General features: G+C 58.1%; 16 protein-coding genes, 1 tRNA gene and 1 pseudogene. 8 read left to right on the forward strand and 10 right to left on the reverse strand.

Annotated elements, in window-relative coordinates; genetic code table 11:
• Positions 1 to 14 precede the first annotated feature (14 nt).
• The 3 genes from AC0V6W_RS00855 to AC0V6W_RS00865 all read right to left on the reverse strand — a co-directional run bounded on the left by AC0V6W_RS00855 (position 15) and on the right by AC0V6W_RS00865 (position 2,945).
• Positions 15 to 1,415, reverse strand: coding sequence for a pyruvate dehydrogenase complex E1 component subunit beta (locus tag AC0V6W_RS00855; RefSeq protein ID WP_486146243.1), 1,401 nt, complete (start codon positions 1,413 to 1,415; stop codon positions 15 to 17).
• Between the two features lie 3 nt (positions 1,416 to 1,418).
• The gene (gene pdhA / locus AC0V6W_RS00860; protein ID WP_486146245.1) at positions 1,419 to 2,549 is read right to left on the reverse strand and encodes a pyruvate dehydrogenase (acetyl-transferring) E1 component subunit alpha; all 1,131 of its coding nucleotides are present in this window, start codon (positions 2,547 to 2,549) and stop codon (positions 1,419 to 1,421) included.
• Positions 2,550 to 2,645: 96 nt separating this feature from the next.
• Positions 2,646 to 2,945 carry an FtsB family cell division protein gene (locus AC0V6W_RS00865; RefSeq protein WP_486146247.1) on the reverse strand — a complete coding sequence of 100 codons (300 nt, stop codon included), beginning with the start codon at positions 2,943 to 2,945 and terminating at the stop codon, positions 2,646 to 2,648.
• A gap of 181 nt (positions 2,946 to 3,126) precedes the next feature.
• On the opposite strand from AC0V6W_RS00865, the gene AC0V6W_RS00870 reads away from it, so the two are divergent.
• Positions 3,127 to 4,023: a mechanosensitive ion channel family protein gene (locus AC0V6W_RS00870; protein ID WP_486146249.1), complete on the forward strand. Its 897-nt coding sequence runs from the start codon at positions 3,127 to 3,129 to the stop codon at positions 4,021 to 4,023.
• Positions 4,024 to 4,077: 54 nt separating this feature from the next.
• Positions 4,078 to 4,995: a haloalkane dehalogenase gene (locus AC0V6W_RS00875; protein ID WP_486146251.1), complete on the forward strand. Its 918-nt coding sequence runs from the start codon at positions 4,078 to 4,080 to the stop codon at positions 4,993 to 4,995.
• Positions 4,996 to 5,359: 364 nt separating this feature from the next.
• Here the strand turns inward: AC0V6W_RS00875 and AC0V6W_RS00880 are convergent.
• From AC0V6W_RS00880 to grxC, 4 genes are all read right to left on the reverse strand, one after another.
• Positions 5,360 to 5,433, reverse strand: a tRNA-Arg gene (locus AC0V6W_RS00880).
• A gap of 82 nt (positions 5,434 to 5,515) precedes the next feature.
• The gene (locus AC0V6W_RS00885; protein ID WP_486146253.1) at positions 5,516 to 6,058 is read right to left on the reverse strand and encodes a DUF1178 family protein; all 543 of its coding nucleotides are present in this window, start codon (positions 6,056 to 6,058) and stop codon (positions 5,516 to 5,518) included.
• A gap of 8 nt (positions 6,059 to 6,066) precedes the next feature.
• Positions 6,067 to 6,903, reverse strand: a complete 837-nt coding sequence (locus AC0V6W_RS00890; protein ID WP_486146255.1) for a carbon-nitrogen hydrolase family protein — start codon at positions 6,901 to 6,903, stop codon at positions 6,067 to 6,069.
• Positions 6,904 to 7,167, reverse strand: coding sequence for a glutaredoxin 3 (gene grxC, locus AC0V6W_RS00895; RefSeq protein WP_486146257.1), 264 nt, complete (start codon positions 7,165 to 7,167; stop codon positions 6,904 to 6,906).
• A gap of 202 nt (positions 7,168 to 7,369) precedes the next feature.
• Here grxC and AC0V6W_RS00900 point away from each other — a divergent pair.
• Positions 7,370 to 7,844: pseudogene (locus tag AC0V6W_RS00900) on the forward strand (Hsp20 family protein).
• Positions 7,845 to 8,242: 398 nt separating this feature from the next.
• On the opposite strand, the gene pyrG reads toward AC0V6W_RS00900, so the two are convergent.
• The 3 genes from pyrG to tpiA form a co-directional block, all read right to left on the reverse strand.
• Positions 8,243 to 9,880: a CTP synthase gene (gene pyrG, locus AC0V6W_RS00905; RefSeq protein WP_486146259.1), complete on the reverse strand. Its 1,638-nt coding sequence runs from the start codon at positions 9,878 to 9,880 to the stop codon at positions 8,243 to 8,245.
• A gap of 95 nt (positions 9,881 to 9,975) precedes the next feature.
• Entirely contained in the window at positions 9,976 to 10,398 is a 423-nt protein-coding gene (gene secG, locus AC0V6W_RS00910; protein ID WP_486146261.1) for a preprotein translocase subunit SecG, read from the reverse strand.
• Positions 10,399 to 10,507: 109 nt separating this feature from the next.
• A complete protein-coding gene (gene tpiA / locus AC0V6W_RS00915; RefSeq protein WP_486146263.1) occupies positions 10,508 to 11,281 on the reverse strand; it encodes a triose-phosphate isomerase in 774 nt (257 codons plus the stop codon).
• A 227-nt stretch (positions 11,282 to 11,508) separates the two neighbouring features.
• Here tpiA and AC0V6W_RS00920 point away from each other — a divergent pair, with 227 nt between their 5' ends.
• From AC0V6W_RS00920 to AC0V6W_RS00940, 5 genes are read left to right on the forward strand one after another with little or no spacing between them, the layout of a single operon-like run.
• Positions 11,509 to 13,443 (forward strand): peptidylprolyl isomerase, encoded by a 1,935-nt coding sequence (locus tag AC0V6W_RS00920; RefSeq protein WP_486146265.1) that lies wholly within the window; start codon positions 11,509 to 11,511, stop codon positions 13,441 to 13,443.
• Positions 13,444 to 13,455: 12 nt separating this feature from the next.
• Entirely contained in the window at positions 13,456 to 14,997 is a 1,542-nt protein-coding gene (trpE, locus tag AC0V6W_RS00925; protein ID WP_486146267.1) for an anthranilate synthase component I, read from the forward strand.
• An 8-nt stretch (positions 14,998 to 15,005) separates the two neighbouring features.
• Positions 15,006 to 15,878, forward strand: coding sequence for a phosphodiester glycosidase family protein (locus AC0V6W_RS00930; protein ID WP_486146269.1), 873 nt, complete (start codon positions 15,006 to 15,008; stop codon positions 15,876 to 15,878).
• Positions 15,875 to 16,831, forward strand: coding sequence for a prolyl aminopeptidase (gene pip, locus AC0V6W_RS00935; protein ID WP_486146271.1), 957 nt, complete (start codon positions 15,875 to 15,877; stop codon positions 16,829 to 16,831). Before AC0V6W_RS00930 ends, pip begins: the two co-directional genes overlap by 4 nt.
• Before the next feature lie 6 nt (positions 16,832 to 16,837).
• On the forward strand, positions 16,838 to 17,239 hold the full coding sequence (locus tag AC0V6W_RS00940; RefSeq protein ID WP_486146273.1) for a ribosomal maturation YjgA family protein: 402 nt from the start codon (positions 16,838 to 16,840) through the stop codon (positions 17,237 to 17,239).
• The last annotated feature ends 7 nt before the right edge of the window (positions 17,240 to 17,246 follow it).

Below are 17,246 nucleotides of genomic sequence, written 5' to 3' on the forward strand. Positions count from 1 at the left end.
GCCCGCGGCTCAGCTTATGAATAGCAGACCTTTTTGGCTGCGCTGACAATCCGGCTTGGGTCAATCAGCGCCAGCTTTTCCAGATTGGCCGCATAAGGCAGCGGCACATCCTCATTGCACACCCGCAAAACTGGCGCGTCGAGATCGTCGAACCCTTGCTCCATGCAAACCGAGATGATCTCGCTGGCAATGGAGCATGTCGGCCAGCCTTCCTCAGCAACGATAAGACGGTTGGTTTTGGCAAGGCTGGTGAGCACCGTTTGCGTGTCAAGCGGGCGCAAAGTGCGCAGATCGATGACTTCGGCATTGATGCCCTCACCCGCTAGCTCCTCTGCCGCTTCGAGCGCCATGCCAACACCGATGGAATAGCTGACAATCGTAACGTCAGCCCCTTCGCGCATGATCCGCGCTTTACCGATGGGCAGGACATGATCGTCCAGATCAGGCACATCAAAACTGCGCCCGTAAACCAACTCGTTTTCAAGGAAGACCACCGGGTCTTCGGTGCGGATGGCCGCTTTCATAAGGCCTTTGGCATCTGCGCTATCATAAGGCGCGATAACGATCAGGCCCGGAACGCTCGCATACCACGGCCCATAGTTTTGCGAATGCTGCGCGCCCACACGGCTGGCCGCGCCATTAGGCCCGCGAAACACGATCGGGCACCGCATCTGACCGCCCGACATGTAATTGGTCTTGGCGGCTGAATTGATGATGTGGTCAATCGCCTGCATGGCAAAGTTGAACGTCATGAACTCCACAATCGGACGTAGGCCGCCCATGGCAGCCCCTGCACCAATCCCGGCAAAGCCATATTCGGTGATCGGCGTGTCGATCACGCGTTTGGGTCCAAATTCATCAAGCAGGCCCTGAGTGACCTTGTACGCACCCTGATATTCGGCCACTTCCTCACCCATCACGAAAACGCGCGGGTCGCGGCGCATTTCTTCGGCCATGCCGTCGCGCAAAGCTTCACGCACCGATGTAGACGTGAACGGGGTGCCTTCGGGAATGGCGGGATCGGCCTTTGGCGATGGTGCCTTGGGCGCTGAGATACCGCCAGGTTCCTCGCGTCCCACATCTTTGCCTTCGCCGGGTGCAGCGTCTTGCTTGGCCGGCGCGGGGGCCGGCGCGGGTGCAGGTGCGGGTTCCGAAGAAGACGATGCCTCCTCCCCTTCCCCTTCGAGCATGGCGATCACAGTGCCGACGGCCACGTTTTCCGTGCCTTCTGCGATCATGATTTTGCCCAGAACACCATCATCGATGGCTTCAAATTCCATCGTGGCTTTGTCCGTCTCAATTTCAGCAATGATATCGCCCGGCGCAATCGTGTCGCCTTCGGATTTCAGCCATTTGGCCAAAGTGCCTTCTTCCATAGTGGGGGAAAGCGCGGGCATTTTCAGTTCAATTCCCATGGCTCAATACTCCTCCACCAGGACATCGGTGTAGAGTTCGGACGGCTCCGGCTCGGGCGAGCTTTCGGCAAAATCAGCCGCTTCGGCGACGCGCGCACGGATTGCCTTATCGATGGACTTCAGGTCCGCTTCGTCATGGCCGTCTTCGATTAAAGTCTTTTTCAAACCCTCAATCGGATCATGCTGATCGCGCTGTTCCTGCACTTCGTCGCGGGTGCGGTATTTGGCCGGGTCGGACATGGAATGCCCGCGATACCGGTATGTGTTAAGCTCCATCAGGACCGGGCCTTTACCCTCACGCACATGCTTGAAAGCAACCTCGGCTGCGGCGCGCACTTCGAGAACGTCCATTCCGTTCACTTCCATGCCCGGAATGCGGAACGCCGTGCCCCGGCGGTAAAACCGGGTTTCGGCAGAGGACCGCTTGCTTGCAGTGCCCATCGCGTATTGGTTGTCCTCAACCACAAACACAATCGGCAGGTTCCATAGGGCGGCCATGTTAAAGGTTTCATAGACCTGACCCTGGTTCGCAGCACCATCGCCGAAATAGGCAAGGCACAGCCCGCCATCCTCGTTATATTGATGCGCTAGCGCCAATCCGCCGCCCAGCGCGACCTGCGCGCCGACAATGCCGTGGCCGCCGTAAAATTTGTCCTCAGTAGAGAACATATGCATCGAGCCGCCTTTGCCTTTGGAAATGCCAGCTTCGCGGCCGGTCAATTCAGCCATGATAACCTTGGGATCAATGCCATAGGCCAGCATGTGCCCGTGATCGCGGTATCCGGTGATGACGCTGTCCTTATCGCCATCCAATGCCGATTGCAGACCAATGGCGACCGCTTCCTGCCCGATATAGAGGTGGCAAAAACCGCCAATCAGGCCGAGGCCGTATAGCTGGCCCGCTTTTTCCTCAAACCGGCGGATCAGCAGCATCTGCTCGTAAAATTCGAGCTTCTGCTCTTTCGTAGCGTTGAAACGCTTGGCTTTTTCAAAATCGTTCTGGAGCGAATGCAGCACAAAATCCGGATCGTCTGCCGGAGCGGATGGCTTGGATGTGTCAGGCTGTTTTGCCAAAGGATATCCCTTTATCTTGAAATTCGCGCAGTGGGGGAGGAGATCGCGCGGTGCTCTCATCTTCGCCTATAATCGGGAAATCGCAGGTGACGCAACGGAAATTGGAGCGATCAAAGCTTAGGGTGCGCAGGATTTGAACAAGCGCGAAAAATACCCTTATTCCGGAAGCGTAATAACCACTTCGTCGGCGTGCATAACGCCCAGATCACGGCGCACCAATTCGCTGGCAAGGTCAGGATCAGCAGAACCCGGATCGAGCAGATCAACCCGGTTCTTCAGCGCATCGCGGCGTTCTTCAAGCGCTGCAATTTGCGCGTGCCGCTGCTGCAAAGCTTGGGAATTTTCGTTCCAGGCAAGCAGCCCTGTCGGACCGGCAATGGCAAAGCCAGCCAGCACCAGCAGCAATGCCAGAGCCGCGCCCTGTTTCAATTGCTCACGTGGAGGCTGCTTAATCACCTGAACCCTCATCCCTTTACCCAAACACCAAGAATCATGTTTGCCGCCAGACTGCAAGTATAAAGACGCATCCACGGGTAAAAAGCTGATACTTGCGGTTTCTACGTGGCTTGCGTCGCACAGAAAGCGCCAGTTTTGCTGCACTGCACACAATTCTTGGAACATAGCGCGCATCGGCTCATTGAGTTACAAACGAAAGGCCGCGTGTAATTTTATGCTTGAAGTGCTCGAAAACCAGATCCAGTCCATGATTGAGGCGGCGGTGCAATCTGTGCCCGCAATCGTCATCAGCACCGTTATTTTGGTGATGACCTGGATCGTGTCCAAATTTGCCACCCGGCTTTCCAAGAAACTGGTGGGCAAAACTGAAATTCGCCCTTCGCTCAGCAATCTGGTCAACACGATTGTGCGTCTGGCTGTTTGGGTCATCGGCCTGATGATCGCAGCGGTCGTGATTTTCCCTGACCTCACCCCTGCCAGCCTGATCGCCGGACTTGGCCTTGGCACGGTAGCGATTGGCTTTGCGTTTCAGGACATTTTTGAGAACTTCCTCGCCGGCGTGCTCATCATGCTGCGCGACAAGATGCGTATTGGCGATACGATCGAAGTCGATGATATCATCGGCAAAGTTGAACACATTACTTTGCGCGAAACACATGTTCGCTCTTTCAGTGGCGAATTGACGATCATCCCCAATTCAACGATTTTCAAGAACTCGGTTGAAATATGGACTGATGAGCCACTGCGCCGGTTCGAAGTGGGGGTGGGCGTTTCCTATGACACCGATCTCGATCATGCAGCCCGCATCATCCGCGCGGCGGTGGAAAGCTGCGAGCTGGTCGATCAGGAAAAGCCCATTCATGTGCTTGCCGATGGGTTTGGTGGCAGCTCGATGGATTTTGTCGTCCGCTGGTGGGCCGCATCGGGCGGACCCGACGCTGTGCTTAACCGCGACGAAGTGATCCGGGCGATAAAACGTGCGCTTGATGATGCCGATATCGAAATTCCCTTCCCCTATATCACACATACGTTCAAAGAACGTGTGCCGCTGGGGGAGAAGTTGGGCGAGGCCGCATAGCAGCCCGCTCGCGCCTCTCCTTCGACGGCGTAAACCCGATGAGGAGAGACAGTGGTGCAAGTCCTGACGACAGACCTGGCGCGTTTTGCGGATATTCCAGACTACCCTTTCGCTGAAAACTGGTGCGATATTGACCTTGGCGAGGGGCATCATGGTCGGATGCACTATGTGGACGAAGGGCCGCGCGATGGCCCTGCCCTGCTGCTTTTCCATGGCGAGCCAAGCTGGAGCTTCCTTTATCGCAAAATGATCCCGCATCTGACACAGGCCGGCTTTCGCTGTTTTGCGCCTGATCTTGTCGGGTTTGGCAAGAGCGACAAACCCGATGACATCGCGTTCTATACCTATGATCGCCATATCAGCTGGCTGAGCCAATGGCGCGATAAAGTTGTGCCGCGGCAAGCGGGGCTGTTTTGTCAGGATTGGGGCGGTTTGCTGGGCCTGCGCATGGTTGGCGAAGCACCCGAAAGCTTCACCTTTGTCGTTGCGAGCAATACGTTTTTGCCCACGGGCGGCACCCCTTCCCCGGCGTTTCTTGCATGGCGCGAATTTGCCAAAAGCTCACCGGAATTTGCCATCGGAGAATTGCTGCAAAGGGCAACCGCGACGCCGCGCACCGATCAGGAGATCGCTGCCTATGATGCTCCCTTCCCCGATGAGTCAAGCAAAGCGGGCGCGCGCGCTTTTCCGCAATTGGTGCCGGTGGAAGATGGGATGGACGGCATCGCGCAGAACCTCGCGGCGTGGAAAGGGCTCTCGGCATTTGATCGCCCGTTCCTCACATTGTTCGGCGAAGATGATCCGGTAACCAGCGGGCTGGCCAAGCCGCTGATTGAACGGATCGCGGGCGCGAAAGATATGCCGCATGCCATGCTGCCCACTTGCGGGCATTTCTGTCAGGAAGACCAACCCGAAAAGCTTGCTCGAGGCGTGATTGACACCGCAAAGCGTGCGGGCGTTTTGGGCGGATAGCCGCGATAAAACCCGTAACTGCGCGATAAATACCTAAGGGGAAATGCAGGGTTTTCTCCTGCATTTTACCTTTTATTAAGCATACTTGCCTATTGCAGGTGATGAAGACGTTACGAACCAACCGAATGATCGGCCCTGCGGCCAAGGTCACTTCTGGTTCAACCGAGTGTCTTCGATCGTATCACTGGCTTTCAAGTCGCTCACATTGGTGTCGATGACGAAGAGCTGTGAAAAGGAAAATGGCGCTTCGGCTCTTCCGACTGGTCCTTCCCCGGGGATCGCTGCGGATATGCCGAGCGCCCTTTTTTCGTTTTGGCGCAATAATTCCGGATGTTGGATACTGGGCGGAGGCGCAAATAAAACGTGTCCCCGACAGGATTTGAACCTGTGGCCTTCGGATTAGGAATCCGACGCTCTATCCAACTGAGCTACGGGGACGACGACATCCGCCTTAGCAAAGCCGCCGCCTCGTTCAATCATGTTCGCTCGTTTGGCCGAGAAGATTACGCGCGCTTGGCGCTCAATTAAGCTCATCCGGCGGCGCGACCGGAAATGGCAGCGGGGCCACTGCAACCCCTTCATCGACCAGCGATTTCGCCTCTTCCAGGCTCGCTTTGCCGTGAATGGGAGCGTTTTCGCGTTCGCCATAATGCATTTCGCGCGATTGTTCGGCGAAGCTGTCACCCACCCATGTGCTCGATTTGAGCGCTTCGGACTGGGCTTTATGCAGAGCTTTCAACGCCTTTTGCATCTCAGCGGGGATCGGTTCGTTCGATGCCGCTTGGCCGCCCGATGGCATTGCAGGTGCGGGAGCGGTACCGGCACCAGCAGCTGGCTGCGATGCGGGCGATTGCTCCTCTGCCTGCGCGGCCGGGCGCGGCGCGATATCGCGATTGCCTTTTACCGGGACGGCGGGCGCCATGGGCGCTTTCATCACCGCATCGGTGCCGCATTCCGGACATGCCAACAAACCGCGTTCGCCCTGGCTTTCAAAATCGGAGGACGATCCGAACCACCCTTCGAACCGGTGGCCATGTTCGCATTGGAGATCATAAACTATCATTGCGCGTCCTATGTGGCGATTTTGCGCGCATTGGCAAGGCTGGGCAATTGGCTGCGCACCTCGGGGATACGGTCAAGATCGATCTCGCAAAAGCCAAGGCCCGGCCCTTCCCCGCCCATATCGAGCAGCACTTCGCCCCAAGGGTCCACCACAAGACTGTGCCCATAGGTCTCGCGCCCGTCTTCATGTGTGCCGACCTGCGCTGCGGCAATAACGAAAGCGCTCGCTTCAATCGCGCGGGCACGCAGCAGGATGTGCCAATGGGCAGCGCCAGTGGGCCGCGTAAAAGCCGCAGGCACCGCAATGGCATCACAGCGCTGTTTGCCCAATGCCTCAAACAAGGCCGGAAAGCGCAGATCATAGCAAATGGTTAGGCCAAGCCGGCCAATCGGCGTGCCTTCCACCGTTACAACATCGCGCCCCGGTTCATAGGCGCTGCTTTCGCGCCATGTTTCTCCGGTGGACAGCTCCACATCAAACATATGGATTTTGTCATAGGTCTGCGGCGCAAAGTCCCTGCCCGCACCGGCATCCGCACCCGCATAGTAAAGCGAGCGATTGGCCCATTTGCCATCCCCGCGCGCAATCGGAATTGATCCGATAGCCAGCGCGGCGCCTGTCGCTGCTTGCACATCGCCAAGCCGCGCAATCATCTGCGCGGGCGCATCGCTATCAATCCACGGGCCAGAGCGCGATCGTTTGCGGTCCAGCAGCAGCGACATTTCAGGCGTGAACAGCATTGTCGCCCCCGCCTTTGCGGCATCGCGCGCCGCTTGCTCAATACAGTCAAAATTCGCCTCCGGATCAATACCCGAAGTCATCTGAAGGACAGCGATTTTGACCATTCAGCCCGCCAGCAAGGCGTCAAGCTTGCCCGCTTCTTCAAGCGCTGCGAGTTCATCCGAACCGCCCACATGCGTATCGCCGATAAATATCTGCGGCACCGTGCGTGCATCAGGCGCGCGCGCGATCATTTCATCGCGCTTTGCTCCGCCCATCGTAATGTCGATCTCGTTAAACTCAGCGCCTTTCTGAGTTAGGAGATGCTTGGCCCGTGTGCAGAACGGGCAGGCGAATTTGGTATACATATCAATCACAGGGGCGCTCATTGCGGTGGTTCCTTGGTTTGGTTTTGGGCGCAGAACAGAGCCTGCACGCGTCAATCTTGAAAGCCTGAATGCGCTTACTAACTAAGACCTGTCGCACCGTTTCGCCAGACTGGGAAGGGGATGCGGCCGGGACAAGCGCTGCATGAGGCAGGCTTGACCTGAAATTACACTCAAATTGCTCAAACAAGAGGATTTGCACATTATGTCACGTTTAGATTTTACCCCCTATCGCCGCAGCACCGTTGGTTTTGATCGTCTGTTCGATCTGCTTGAAAACCAGGCGCGCAGCAATTCCGGCGACAATTACCCCCCTTTCAACATCGCTCGCCAGGGCGAAGACAATTACCGCATCACTTTGGCGGTGGCCGGTTTTCGTCCGCAGGATATCGACATCACCGCGCAGCAAAATCTGCTGACTGTGCAAGGCAAAAAGCGCGATGAAAGCGGCGATGCTGGCGAGCTGATCCATGTCGGCATTGCAGAATCGCGGATTTGAACGCCGGTTTGAACTGGCCGACTATGTCCGCGTAGAAAACGCTGATCTTGCAGATGGTCTGTTGGTCATCGATCTGGTGCGCGAAGTGCCAGAGGCGATGAAGCCCAAAAAGATCGCTGTGAACGGCGGCGCAACCCTTACCGCCGTGCCAGATGGCGATGATGAGGCCAGCGCAGCTTAATCGGCGCAACCGATTGGACTGGATAAAATCCATCTTTTCAAATTGATAAAATTATCGGGCCAAGCTGTGTCAGCTTGGTTGGGGGCGGACCTTACAGTCCGCCCCCGCGACCGAAAGTCGCCTCTATCATTGATGGCCGTCCGGGTCGCAGAAGACGGTCAAAAACGATCAGAGCTGCAAAAGCCGCTTTGCTTCGCAAGGCGCGCGGCAAAGCGATTTCCCATGAGAAGCGGTATCCCCCTGCCCCCTTAAGAAAACCTGTAGCTTTAACCACGGGCCTATGCCTGTGTTGCACTGTGCGCAAGATTAAACTGTCGCTCTTGTAAGAACGCGACATATCGTTTCAATTGTAATAAAAATCTGCTGATCCGGCCTGTGTGACCGCTCGCTCAGCCCGGTCAAACAAGACGCGATTGTTCCAGCGCGGCGGCGATAAAGCCTGCAAACAGCGGGTGCGGATCAAACGGACGCGACTTGAGCTCGGGATGGAACTGCACGCCGACAAACCAGGGGTGATCGGGCCGTTCCACTGTTTCGGGAAGCAAGCCATCAGGCGACATGCCAGCAAACACCAGGCCGCCCTTTTCAAGCGGCTCGATATAAGCGGCATTCACCTCATATCGGTGACGATGGCGCTCTGAAATGCTGCTTACACCGCCATAAATCTGGCTGATATGGCTGCTGCCCTGAAGGACGGCCTCGTAAGCCCCCAATCGCATTGTCCCGCCCAAATCCGTGTCAGCATTGCGTTGTTGCAGGCCATCTTCACTCATCCATTCGGTGATGATACCGACAACCGGCTCTGATGTTTCGCCAAATTCTGTCGAAGATGCGGCGTCCAATCCTGCCGTGTTTCGCATTCCTTCAACGCAGGCCATTTGCATACCCAAACATATGCCGAAAAACGGAACCTTGCGTTCGCGAGCAAAGCGGACGCTTGCAATTTTGCCTTCGCTCCCACGCGATCCAAAGCCACCGGGCACCAAAATTCCATGCAACGGCTCTAGCTGAGCCGTAATATCCGCAGCGTCCTGATCAAAAAGTTCCGCGTCAATCCATCGGATGTTGACTTTGGCGCGGTTGGCAAGCCCGCCATGAACCAACGCTTCGTTCAAAGACTTATAGGCATCCGGCAATCCAACATATTTGCCCACAACACCGATGGTGACCTCGCCGTCGGGTTGGAAATAGCGATCAGTCACATCAAGCCATGATGACAGATCAGGCTCGCGCGCATCGGTGATGCCGAACCCGCGCAACACCTCTGCATCGAGGCCTTCCTTGTGATATTGCAGCGGGACCGAATAAATCGAGGGCGCATCCAGAGCCGGGATCACCGCTTCTTTGCGCACATTGCAGAAATTGGCGATTTTCTGCCGCTCGCCTTCGGGAATGGGGTGTTCAGCCCGGCACAAAAGCACGTCGGGTTTGATCCCCAGACTGGCCAGTTCGCGCACGGAATGCTGGGTGGGCTTGGTCTTAAGCTCGCCCGCCGCGGCGATGTAAGGCACCAGCGTCACATGGACGCTGAGCGTTTGGAGCGGCTCCAATTCGTTTCGGAGCTGGCGGATCGCTTCCATAAAAGGGAGCGATTCGATGTCGCCAACCGTCCCGCCAATTTCACACAGCACAAAATCAAGATCATCGCTGTCTGCCAGCGCGAACGCTTTGATCTCATCGGTCACATGCGGGATTACCTGCACAGTTGCGCCCAGATAATCGCCGCGCCGTTCACGCGCGATGATGTCGCGATAGACGCGCCCGCTGGTTATGTTGTCGCTTTGCCGGGCGGAAACGCCCGTGAACCGCTCGTAATGGCCCAGATCAAGATCGGTTTCTGCACCATCATCGGTGACATAAACCTCACCATGCTGATACGGGCTCATCGTGCCCGGATCGACATTGAGATAGGGGTCAAACTTGCGAATGCGCACCTTGTACCCGCGTGCCTGCAACAGGCTTGCAAGGGATGCTGCCATTAAACCTTTGCCGAGCGAGGAGACCACGCCGCCGGTGATGAAAATGTACCGCGCCATGGGAGAAAAGCCCTAAGCCTCGTTTGGGGTGTGGGGCAAGCAAATTGCGCCGCGATTTGCGGCCCAATCCACAGCTGCGATGATGAAATGCGGCTTTATTCAGCCAGCGGGTCAGCAGCCGGGGTTTCGCCCGCTGCCGGACCGGCGGTTTCAGCCGGTGCTGCTGCGCCATCAGCCAGCGGATCGGCGCTGCCATCTGTTTCAGGCGCGCCGCCCAGCAAATCCTCGCTTGAGGGCGCTGAGCCTGCTGCGCCGCGATCGAGAGTAGTCTCAACCGTGCTGCCGCTGCGTTCTTTCACCGCAACAGCGGCCAGTGCGATCGACAAAGTGACAAAGGCAATCGCCAGCCACTTGGTTGATTTGGTGAGAAAATCCGCCGCACCGCGCGCGCCCAGTGCGCCATTGGGATTGCCGCCAATGCCCAATCCGCCGCCTTCGCTGCGCTGCATCAGCACAACGGCGACAAGCCCGGCGGCTACCAGCGCCTGAACAACGGTAAGAAAGATAAAGACGGACATGAAAAGGGTGTTCCAATAGCAATTTGTTGGCCGCGACATAGGGATCGCAGCGCGCAGTGGCAAGCGTAGCCCGTGCGCAGCGGCGCGGCGGGATCACGCTGCGCGGGGTTTAAGCGTCTGCGGTTTCCCCGGCGGCAAGCGCAATGCCCATAAAGCTGTCCGCTGTCAGACTGGCCCCGCCGACCAGCGCGCCGCCCACTTCACCAATGCCCAGAATATCACTCGCATTGTCTGGTTTGACAGAGCCGCCATACAATATGCGGATCGCTGCGCCGTCTTCCTCGCCGTAAAGCTCGATCAACAAACCGCGGATCGCGCCGTGCATTTCGGCGATATCATCAAGGCTGGCGGTTTTGCCCGTGCCAATCGCCCAGATCGGCTCATAAGCGACGGTGATTTTCTCGAACGCCTCGCTCAGATCAGCGCCCGCCTCAGGCAGCGATGCGGTAAGTTGTTCTTTGACGAATGCGACCGCTTCGCCTTTATCGCGGGTCGCCTCATCCTCACCGCAGCACAGGATAACGCGCAGGCCTGCTTGCAATGCGGCATCGGCCTTGGCTTTGACCAAAGCGTTGCTTTCGCCGTAACCCTGACGGCGCTCGCTGTGGCCAAGGATAACGAATTTCGCCCCCGCATCGGCCAGCATGCCTGCTGCAATCTCGCCTGTATACGCGCCGCCTTCTGCCTCGTGACAGTTTTGTGCGCCAACAGCGATCTGTTCCGCCTCGCGGTGGACGGGGTGGATCAGAGTGTAAGGCGGCGCAATTGCCACTTCCACTTTCATATGACGCTGGGCCGCACGATCAATCGCGCGCGCTTCGGCAAGCATTGCGCGCGTGCCGTGCATTTTCCAATTTCCTACGATGTAGGGACGCTGAGACATTCAGGTATCCTGCCAATGGGTCGTGTGTTTCGAGATCTTCAGCCAGCATGTAGGGCCGCATCTCCCGGTCCGCTAGCCAAGGAATTTCATCCCGTCAAAACCTGCTGCCACCTGTTGCCGACAGGTCGCAGGCCGGATAAGGCGCTTACCGGATAAGGACTTGCAAAAGTGATAATACGCATTTCCTTGGTATTTGAACGCCCAAAGCACGGGACCAGACACGCAAAATGATCTCTTTTTTCCGCAATTTCTTTCAGTCCAAAATCGGCCTGCCGATCTTTATCGCGTTTTTGGTCCTGGTGGCGCTTGCTTTTGCGGCGAGCGATATCACCGGCAGCACATTTGGCGGCATTTCAGGTGGTGACCGCGCCGCGCTGGTGGGCGATGACAGCATTTCAGCGAGCGAATTGGCCAGCACAGCCAACAGCGCATTGAGCCAGGTGCGCCAGCAAGATCCAACGCTGACCATGCCCGTTTTCGTTGAACAGGGCGGATTTGATGAAGTGCTCGATCAGCTTATCAACCGCTATGCTGTGGGCGAATATGCGGAGATGTTTGGTCTTCGCGCCGGGGAAAATCTTGTAAACAGCGAGATTTTGCAGATCCCTGCTTTCCTAAATTTAACCGGCGAATTTGATAACGAGGTCTATCAGGCGGCGCTTTCGCGCCAGGGATTGACCGATGCTGTGCTGCGGCGCGATCTGGCTGATGGGCTGCTGGCGCAGCAATTGCTCGTCCCTGCCCTCGCCTCTCCCATTCTGCCTAAGAAAGCGGCCAAGCAATATGCGGCTTTGGTGCGGGAACGCCGGCGCGGGCAAATCGGACTTATCCCCAGTGAACTGTTTATGCCCGGTGGCGATCCCACGGCTGAGCAATTGGAGACGTTCTATTCAGACAATCGCACCCGGTTCATCATCCCGGAACGCCGGGTGCTGCGCTATGCCGCGTTCGGGGCGGGCTCCATCGCTTCCAGCGCGCAGCCAACCGATGCCGAGATCGCTGCCCGGTACGAGGCAAACGCCGATCAGTACAAAGCGATTGAGCGCCGCGCGGTCAGTTCTTTCGTTGTACCGACGCAGCAGGCCGCTCAGGCGCTGGCGGAGCGCATTCGCGGTGGTGTCTCGCTTGAGGCGGCTGCGCGTGAAGCTGGGTTTAACATATCTTCGGGCGAATTGAGCACGCGCGAGGAATTGGCATCTGCCACCAGTTTTGCAGCGGCTGAGAAGATCTTCGAAACATCGCGCGACGGTATTGTGGAGCCTGCGCAAAGCACGCTGGGCTGGTATGTCGCGCGCGTCGATCAGATTGAGACGACCCCTGCGCGCACCCTGGCACAAGCAAGCGATGAAATTCGCGAAGCTCTGAAAATCGAAAAAGCCGCATCGGCGCTGGCTGATATGTCCGCCAATATCGAGGAAGAAGTCGATAGCGGCACGTCCCTCACCGATGTTGCGCAGGCTTATGGGCTTGACGTGCAAACAACCCCGCAAGTGCTCGCCGATGGGCGTATTTTTGGCCAGCAGGGGCCAGGGCTTAGCCCGCAGCTCAGCCCCATTCTCGAAACGGCCTTCCAGATGGAGGAAAGCGAGCCGCAATTGGCAGCGCTGGTGCCGGGGCAGCAATTTATCGTGTTTGATGTTGAAAGCATCACCGAAAGCGCCGCGCCTCCCCTCACCGAAGTCCGTGATGAAGCAGTACAGGCGTGGAAGTTCTCCGAAGGCAGCAAAGCGGCGCGTAAAGCGGCTGACACGATCCTTGAAAAAGTGCGCGGCGGCGCGTCATTGGCCGACGCAATGTCGGCGGAAAACGCCGCACTGCCGCCCGCTGACAGGATCGATCTGGCGCGCGCCGAACTGCTTGCCCAAGGCGGGCAGAATGTGCCTCCGCCGCTGATCCTGCTGTTTTCGATGGCCGAGGGGTCCACCAAACTGTTCGAAGGCGCGCGCGATGGCGGGTGGTTCGTGGTTGACCTCGATGAGATTGTAACAACTCTGCCCGAAGATGATGATCCCCTGCTCGCGCAGACGCAGCAGCAATTTGCGCAGGCCCTCAGCGCGGAATACACGGCCCAATTGCAAGCCGCGATCCGCGACGAGGTTGGCGTTGAGCGCAATGAGGATGCGATTGAGGCAGTGCGCAGACAGCTGACCGGCGACAATTAAGGGCTGATCAAAGTGGCATTTGCGCTTCCTGAGAATGCAGACGGCGCGCAGGCCGCTTTATCCGCTGGTAAACCTGCGCTGGTGTGGCGCCGGGTCATCGCGGATTGCGACACGCCCGTCAGCGCGGCAGTGCGCCTGATAGAGCCGGGGCGCGGCGATTTTCTGCTCGAATCGGTCGAAGGCGGCGAAGTGCGCGGGCGCTACAGTCTGCTCGGCCTCAACCCCGATCTGGTCTTTCGTGCGTTGGGAAACACTGCTGAGATCAACCGCGAATGGCGCACCAATCGCGCCCGGTTCGTCCCATGCGATATGCGCGATGGCACCAATGCGCTGGGTGAACTGCGCAGCCTTGCCAAAGACTGTCTGATAGATGTGCCCGATACCCTGCCCAAGGCGCTCGCCTGTCTGGTGGGGTATTTCGGGTATGAGACAATCGGCCTTGTCGAAACGCTGCCGCGCGCGGCGCCGAGCGAGCTCGATCTGCCCGATATGCTGTTTGTGCGCCCCACGGTTCTGTTGGTGTTTGACAGCCTGTCTGATGAATTGTTCTGCATCGCGCCTGTCTGGGCCGATGCGAAATCTGCGCAAAACCCAGATGCTGCGATCACGCAGGCGGGCGATGCGATTGATGCGACCTTGGCCGCATTGGAGCAGCCGCGTGACCGATCTGCGCCGCAAGTAAGCGGTGATGATACAGAGCCGGAACTGACCCCCGTTATCGCAGGGGATGATTACAAGGCGATGGTCGCGCGCGCGAAGGATTACATCCTTGCAGGCGATATCTTTCAGGTGGTGCTGGCCCAGCGCTTTACCTGCCCGTTTGAACTGCCTCCGCTGGCGCTGTATCGCGCTTTGCGCCGGGTGAACCCGTCGCCTTTCCTCTATTTCCTCGATCTACCCGGTTTTGCGATTGTCGGGTCCAGCCCTGAAATATTGGTTCGGGTGCGCGATAACGAAGTGACCATTCGCCCGATTGCCGGCACCCGCCCGCGCGGCGCAAGCGCTGAGGAAGACGCGGCGAATGAGCAAAGCTTGCTTAACGATCCCAAGGAATTGGCCGAACATCTGATGCTGCTTGATTTGGGGCGCAATGATACGGGCCGGGTGGCGGAGCGCGGCAGCGTTAAAGTCACCGGCAGTTTCACCATCGAACGCTACAGCCATGTGATGCACATTGTCAGCAATGTGGTGGGGCAATTGGCCAAGGGGCGCGATGCGCTGGATGCGCTGTTCGCCGGATTTCCCGCAGGCACCGTCTCAGGTGCGCCAAAAATCCGGGCATGCGAGATCATTGCCGAGTTGGAAGGCGAGACGCGCGGGGCCTATGCTGGCGGCGTGGGCTATTTCTCACCCGATGGTTCGGTGGATTCGTGCATTGTCCTCAGAACTGCGGTGGTAAAGGACAAGGTTATGCATGTGCAGGCAGGCGCGGGGATCGTCGCAGATAGCGATCCGGATTACGAACTGGCGGAATGCCGCGCAAAAGCGGGCGCGCTGATCGCAGCTGCGCGCGAAGCGGTCCGCATTTCCAACAGCTTGAGGTTTGGGCAATGAGCCGATCAATGATGTCATCTTCCCGGTTGGGCCTAATCTGCGCGGCGGGGCTCGCGCTGGCGTTATCGGCGTGCGAACAGCAGCCCGGCGGCGAACCTGTGGTGCGCACATCGCTTGATGGAAGCCCGCCCAAAGACGGCGAAGTGGTGGCCGCAGCTACGCCCGAAGAGACGCCTTCACCCGAAGCCACCGAGACCCCCGAAGCGGCGGCCTCTGCTTGCAAGAAAGCGGAATTTGAGGCGGCCACTCTCACCCATTGCATCGCCGATCCGGCCAAGCACCGGATTTTCACCGTGCTCAGCCCCGGTTCCGGACGGCAGCCGTTCGGATCGCTGTCTGCCTATGCGGCGACAGCAGACAAGACCAAAGTCGCCTTTGCAATGAATGCCGGCGCGTTTGGCGATGATTTGCGCGCGCTTGGATATTACGTGGAAAAAGGCGAGCGATTGAAACTGCTCAACCGAGAGAGCGGCAGCGGCAATTTCTTCCTCAAGCCCAATGGCGTGTTTTATGGCACGGGCGGGCAGTGGCGCATGCGCACCGCCGACAGTTTCTTGCGCAATGTCTCAGACAGGCCAAATTTCGGCACGCAATCCGGCCCTATGCTGGTGATCGATGGAAAGCTTCACCCCGAAATCCAGACCGATGGCCCATCGCGCGCGGTGCGCAATGGCGTGGGGCTTGGCGCGGATGGGACAGCGCATTTCGTGATCGCGGATGATCCAGTCAGCTTTGGCAAGATCGCCCGGTTCTTCAAAGATCGCCTTGGCACGCCCAATGCGCTGCTGCTGGATAGCAATGTGTCGGCCCTATGGGATCCGGCAACCGGCAGGCTGGATACAAAGCGCGCCGGGCCAATCGTGGTTGTCACCAAGAAATGAGCGCCTCGCGCCGCACGCTTTATCCCGCGATAGAGCCGTATGAGACAGGCATGCTCGATGTCGGCGAAGGGCATTCGCTTTATTACGAACGTGTCGGCACGCCCGGCGCGCGGCCTGCGGTGTTTTTGCATGGCGGCCCCGGCGGCGGCATGGCCCCTTCGCACCGCCAGCAATGGAACCCTGCCCATTATGACGTGCTGCTGTTTGACCAGCGCGGCTGCGGCCAATCGCTCCCTTTTGCGCAAATAGAGCACAACGACACATGGCGCATTGTCGCCGATATGGAGCGGCTGCGAGAACATTGCGGGTTCGATGCCTGGCAGGTCTTTGGCGGCAGCTGGGGCTCCACCTTGGCGCTTGCATATGCGCAAAAGCATCCCGAACGCGTGACGCAGCTGATCCTGCGCGGTGTTTTCCTTGCCCGCCAGCGCGAAAAAACGTGGCTGTATAAATACGGCGCAAGCGAGATCATGGCCGAACAATGGGACGCCTTTACCGGCCTAATCCCCGAAGAGGAACGCGGTGATCTGGTAAAAGCGTATTACGCCCGCCTCACCAGCGAGGATGAGGCTGTACGGCTTGAAGCGGCCAAGCAATGGTCTTTGTGGGAGGGAACGGTCGCAACCCTGCTGCCCAATCCCGGCCTGCTCGAAGACTTTGCCGATCCTGCCAAAGCTGTCCCGTTTGCCCGAATATGCGCGCGGTTTTTCCTTGAGGACTTTTTCCTCGAAGAAAGCCAATTGCTACGCGATGCGGCGCGCATGGCGGATATTCCCGGCATTATCGTGCAGGGGCGGCATGATATCTGCACCCCGCCGGGCGCTGCCTGGGCGCTCAAAAAAGCATGGCCCAAGGCAGATTTGTGGATTGTCGATGATGCAGGCCATTCCGCCAGCGAGCCGGGCATTGTCGATGGATTGGTGCGCGCAACCGATCACTTTGCCGGCCTTTGATCTGAGATGACCCGTATTGTGAGGTTTCACCGCGGCTATGCCCTTGCCGCTGCGGCATTGTTTGCGGCCGAAGTCTATATCGCCTTGTTCGTGCGCGACGCATTTGTGCGGCCCATATTGGGCGATGTGCTGGCGGTGATGTTAGTCTATTGCGGGCTGCTTAGCGTCCTGAAATTTCGCATGGTGACAGCCGCGCTCATCGCCTTTGGCATCGCGGTTGTGATTGAGATTATGCAATATCTGGACGTTCTCACGATGCTGGGGCTGGAGGATAACCGGGCGGCGCGCATTGTCCTTGGCACGACATTCACCTGGAGCGATATCCTCGCCTACGCGGTAGGAGCGATTGGCGCGACTATGATTGATAAGGGGCTAAGCGCCCTGCGAACCCCGCACACCCAATCTTGAACCCCCG

Source organism: Erythrobacter sp. JB1-7 (assembly GCF_057365015.1).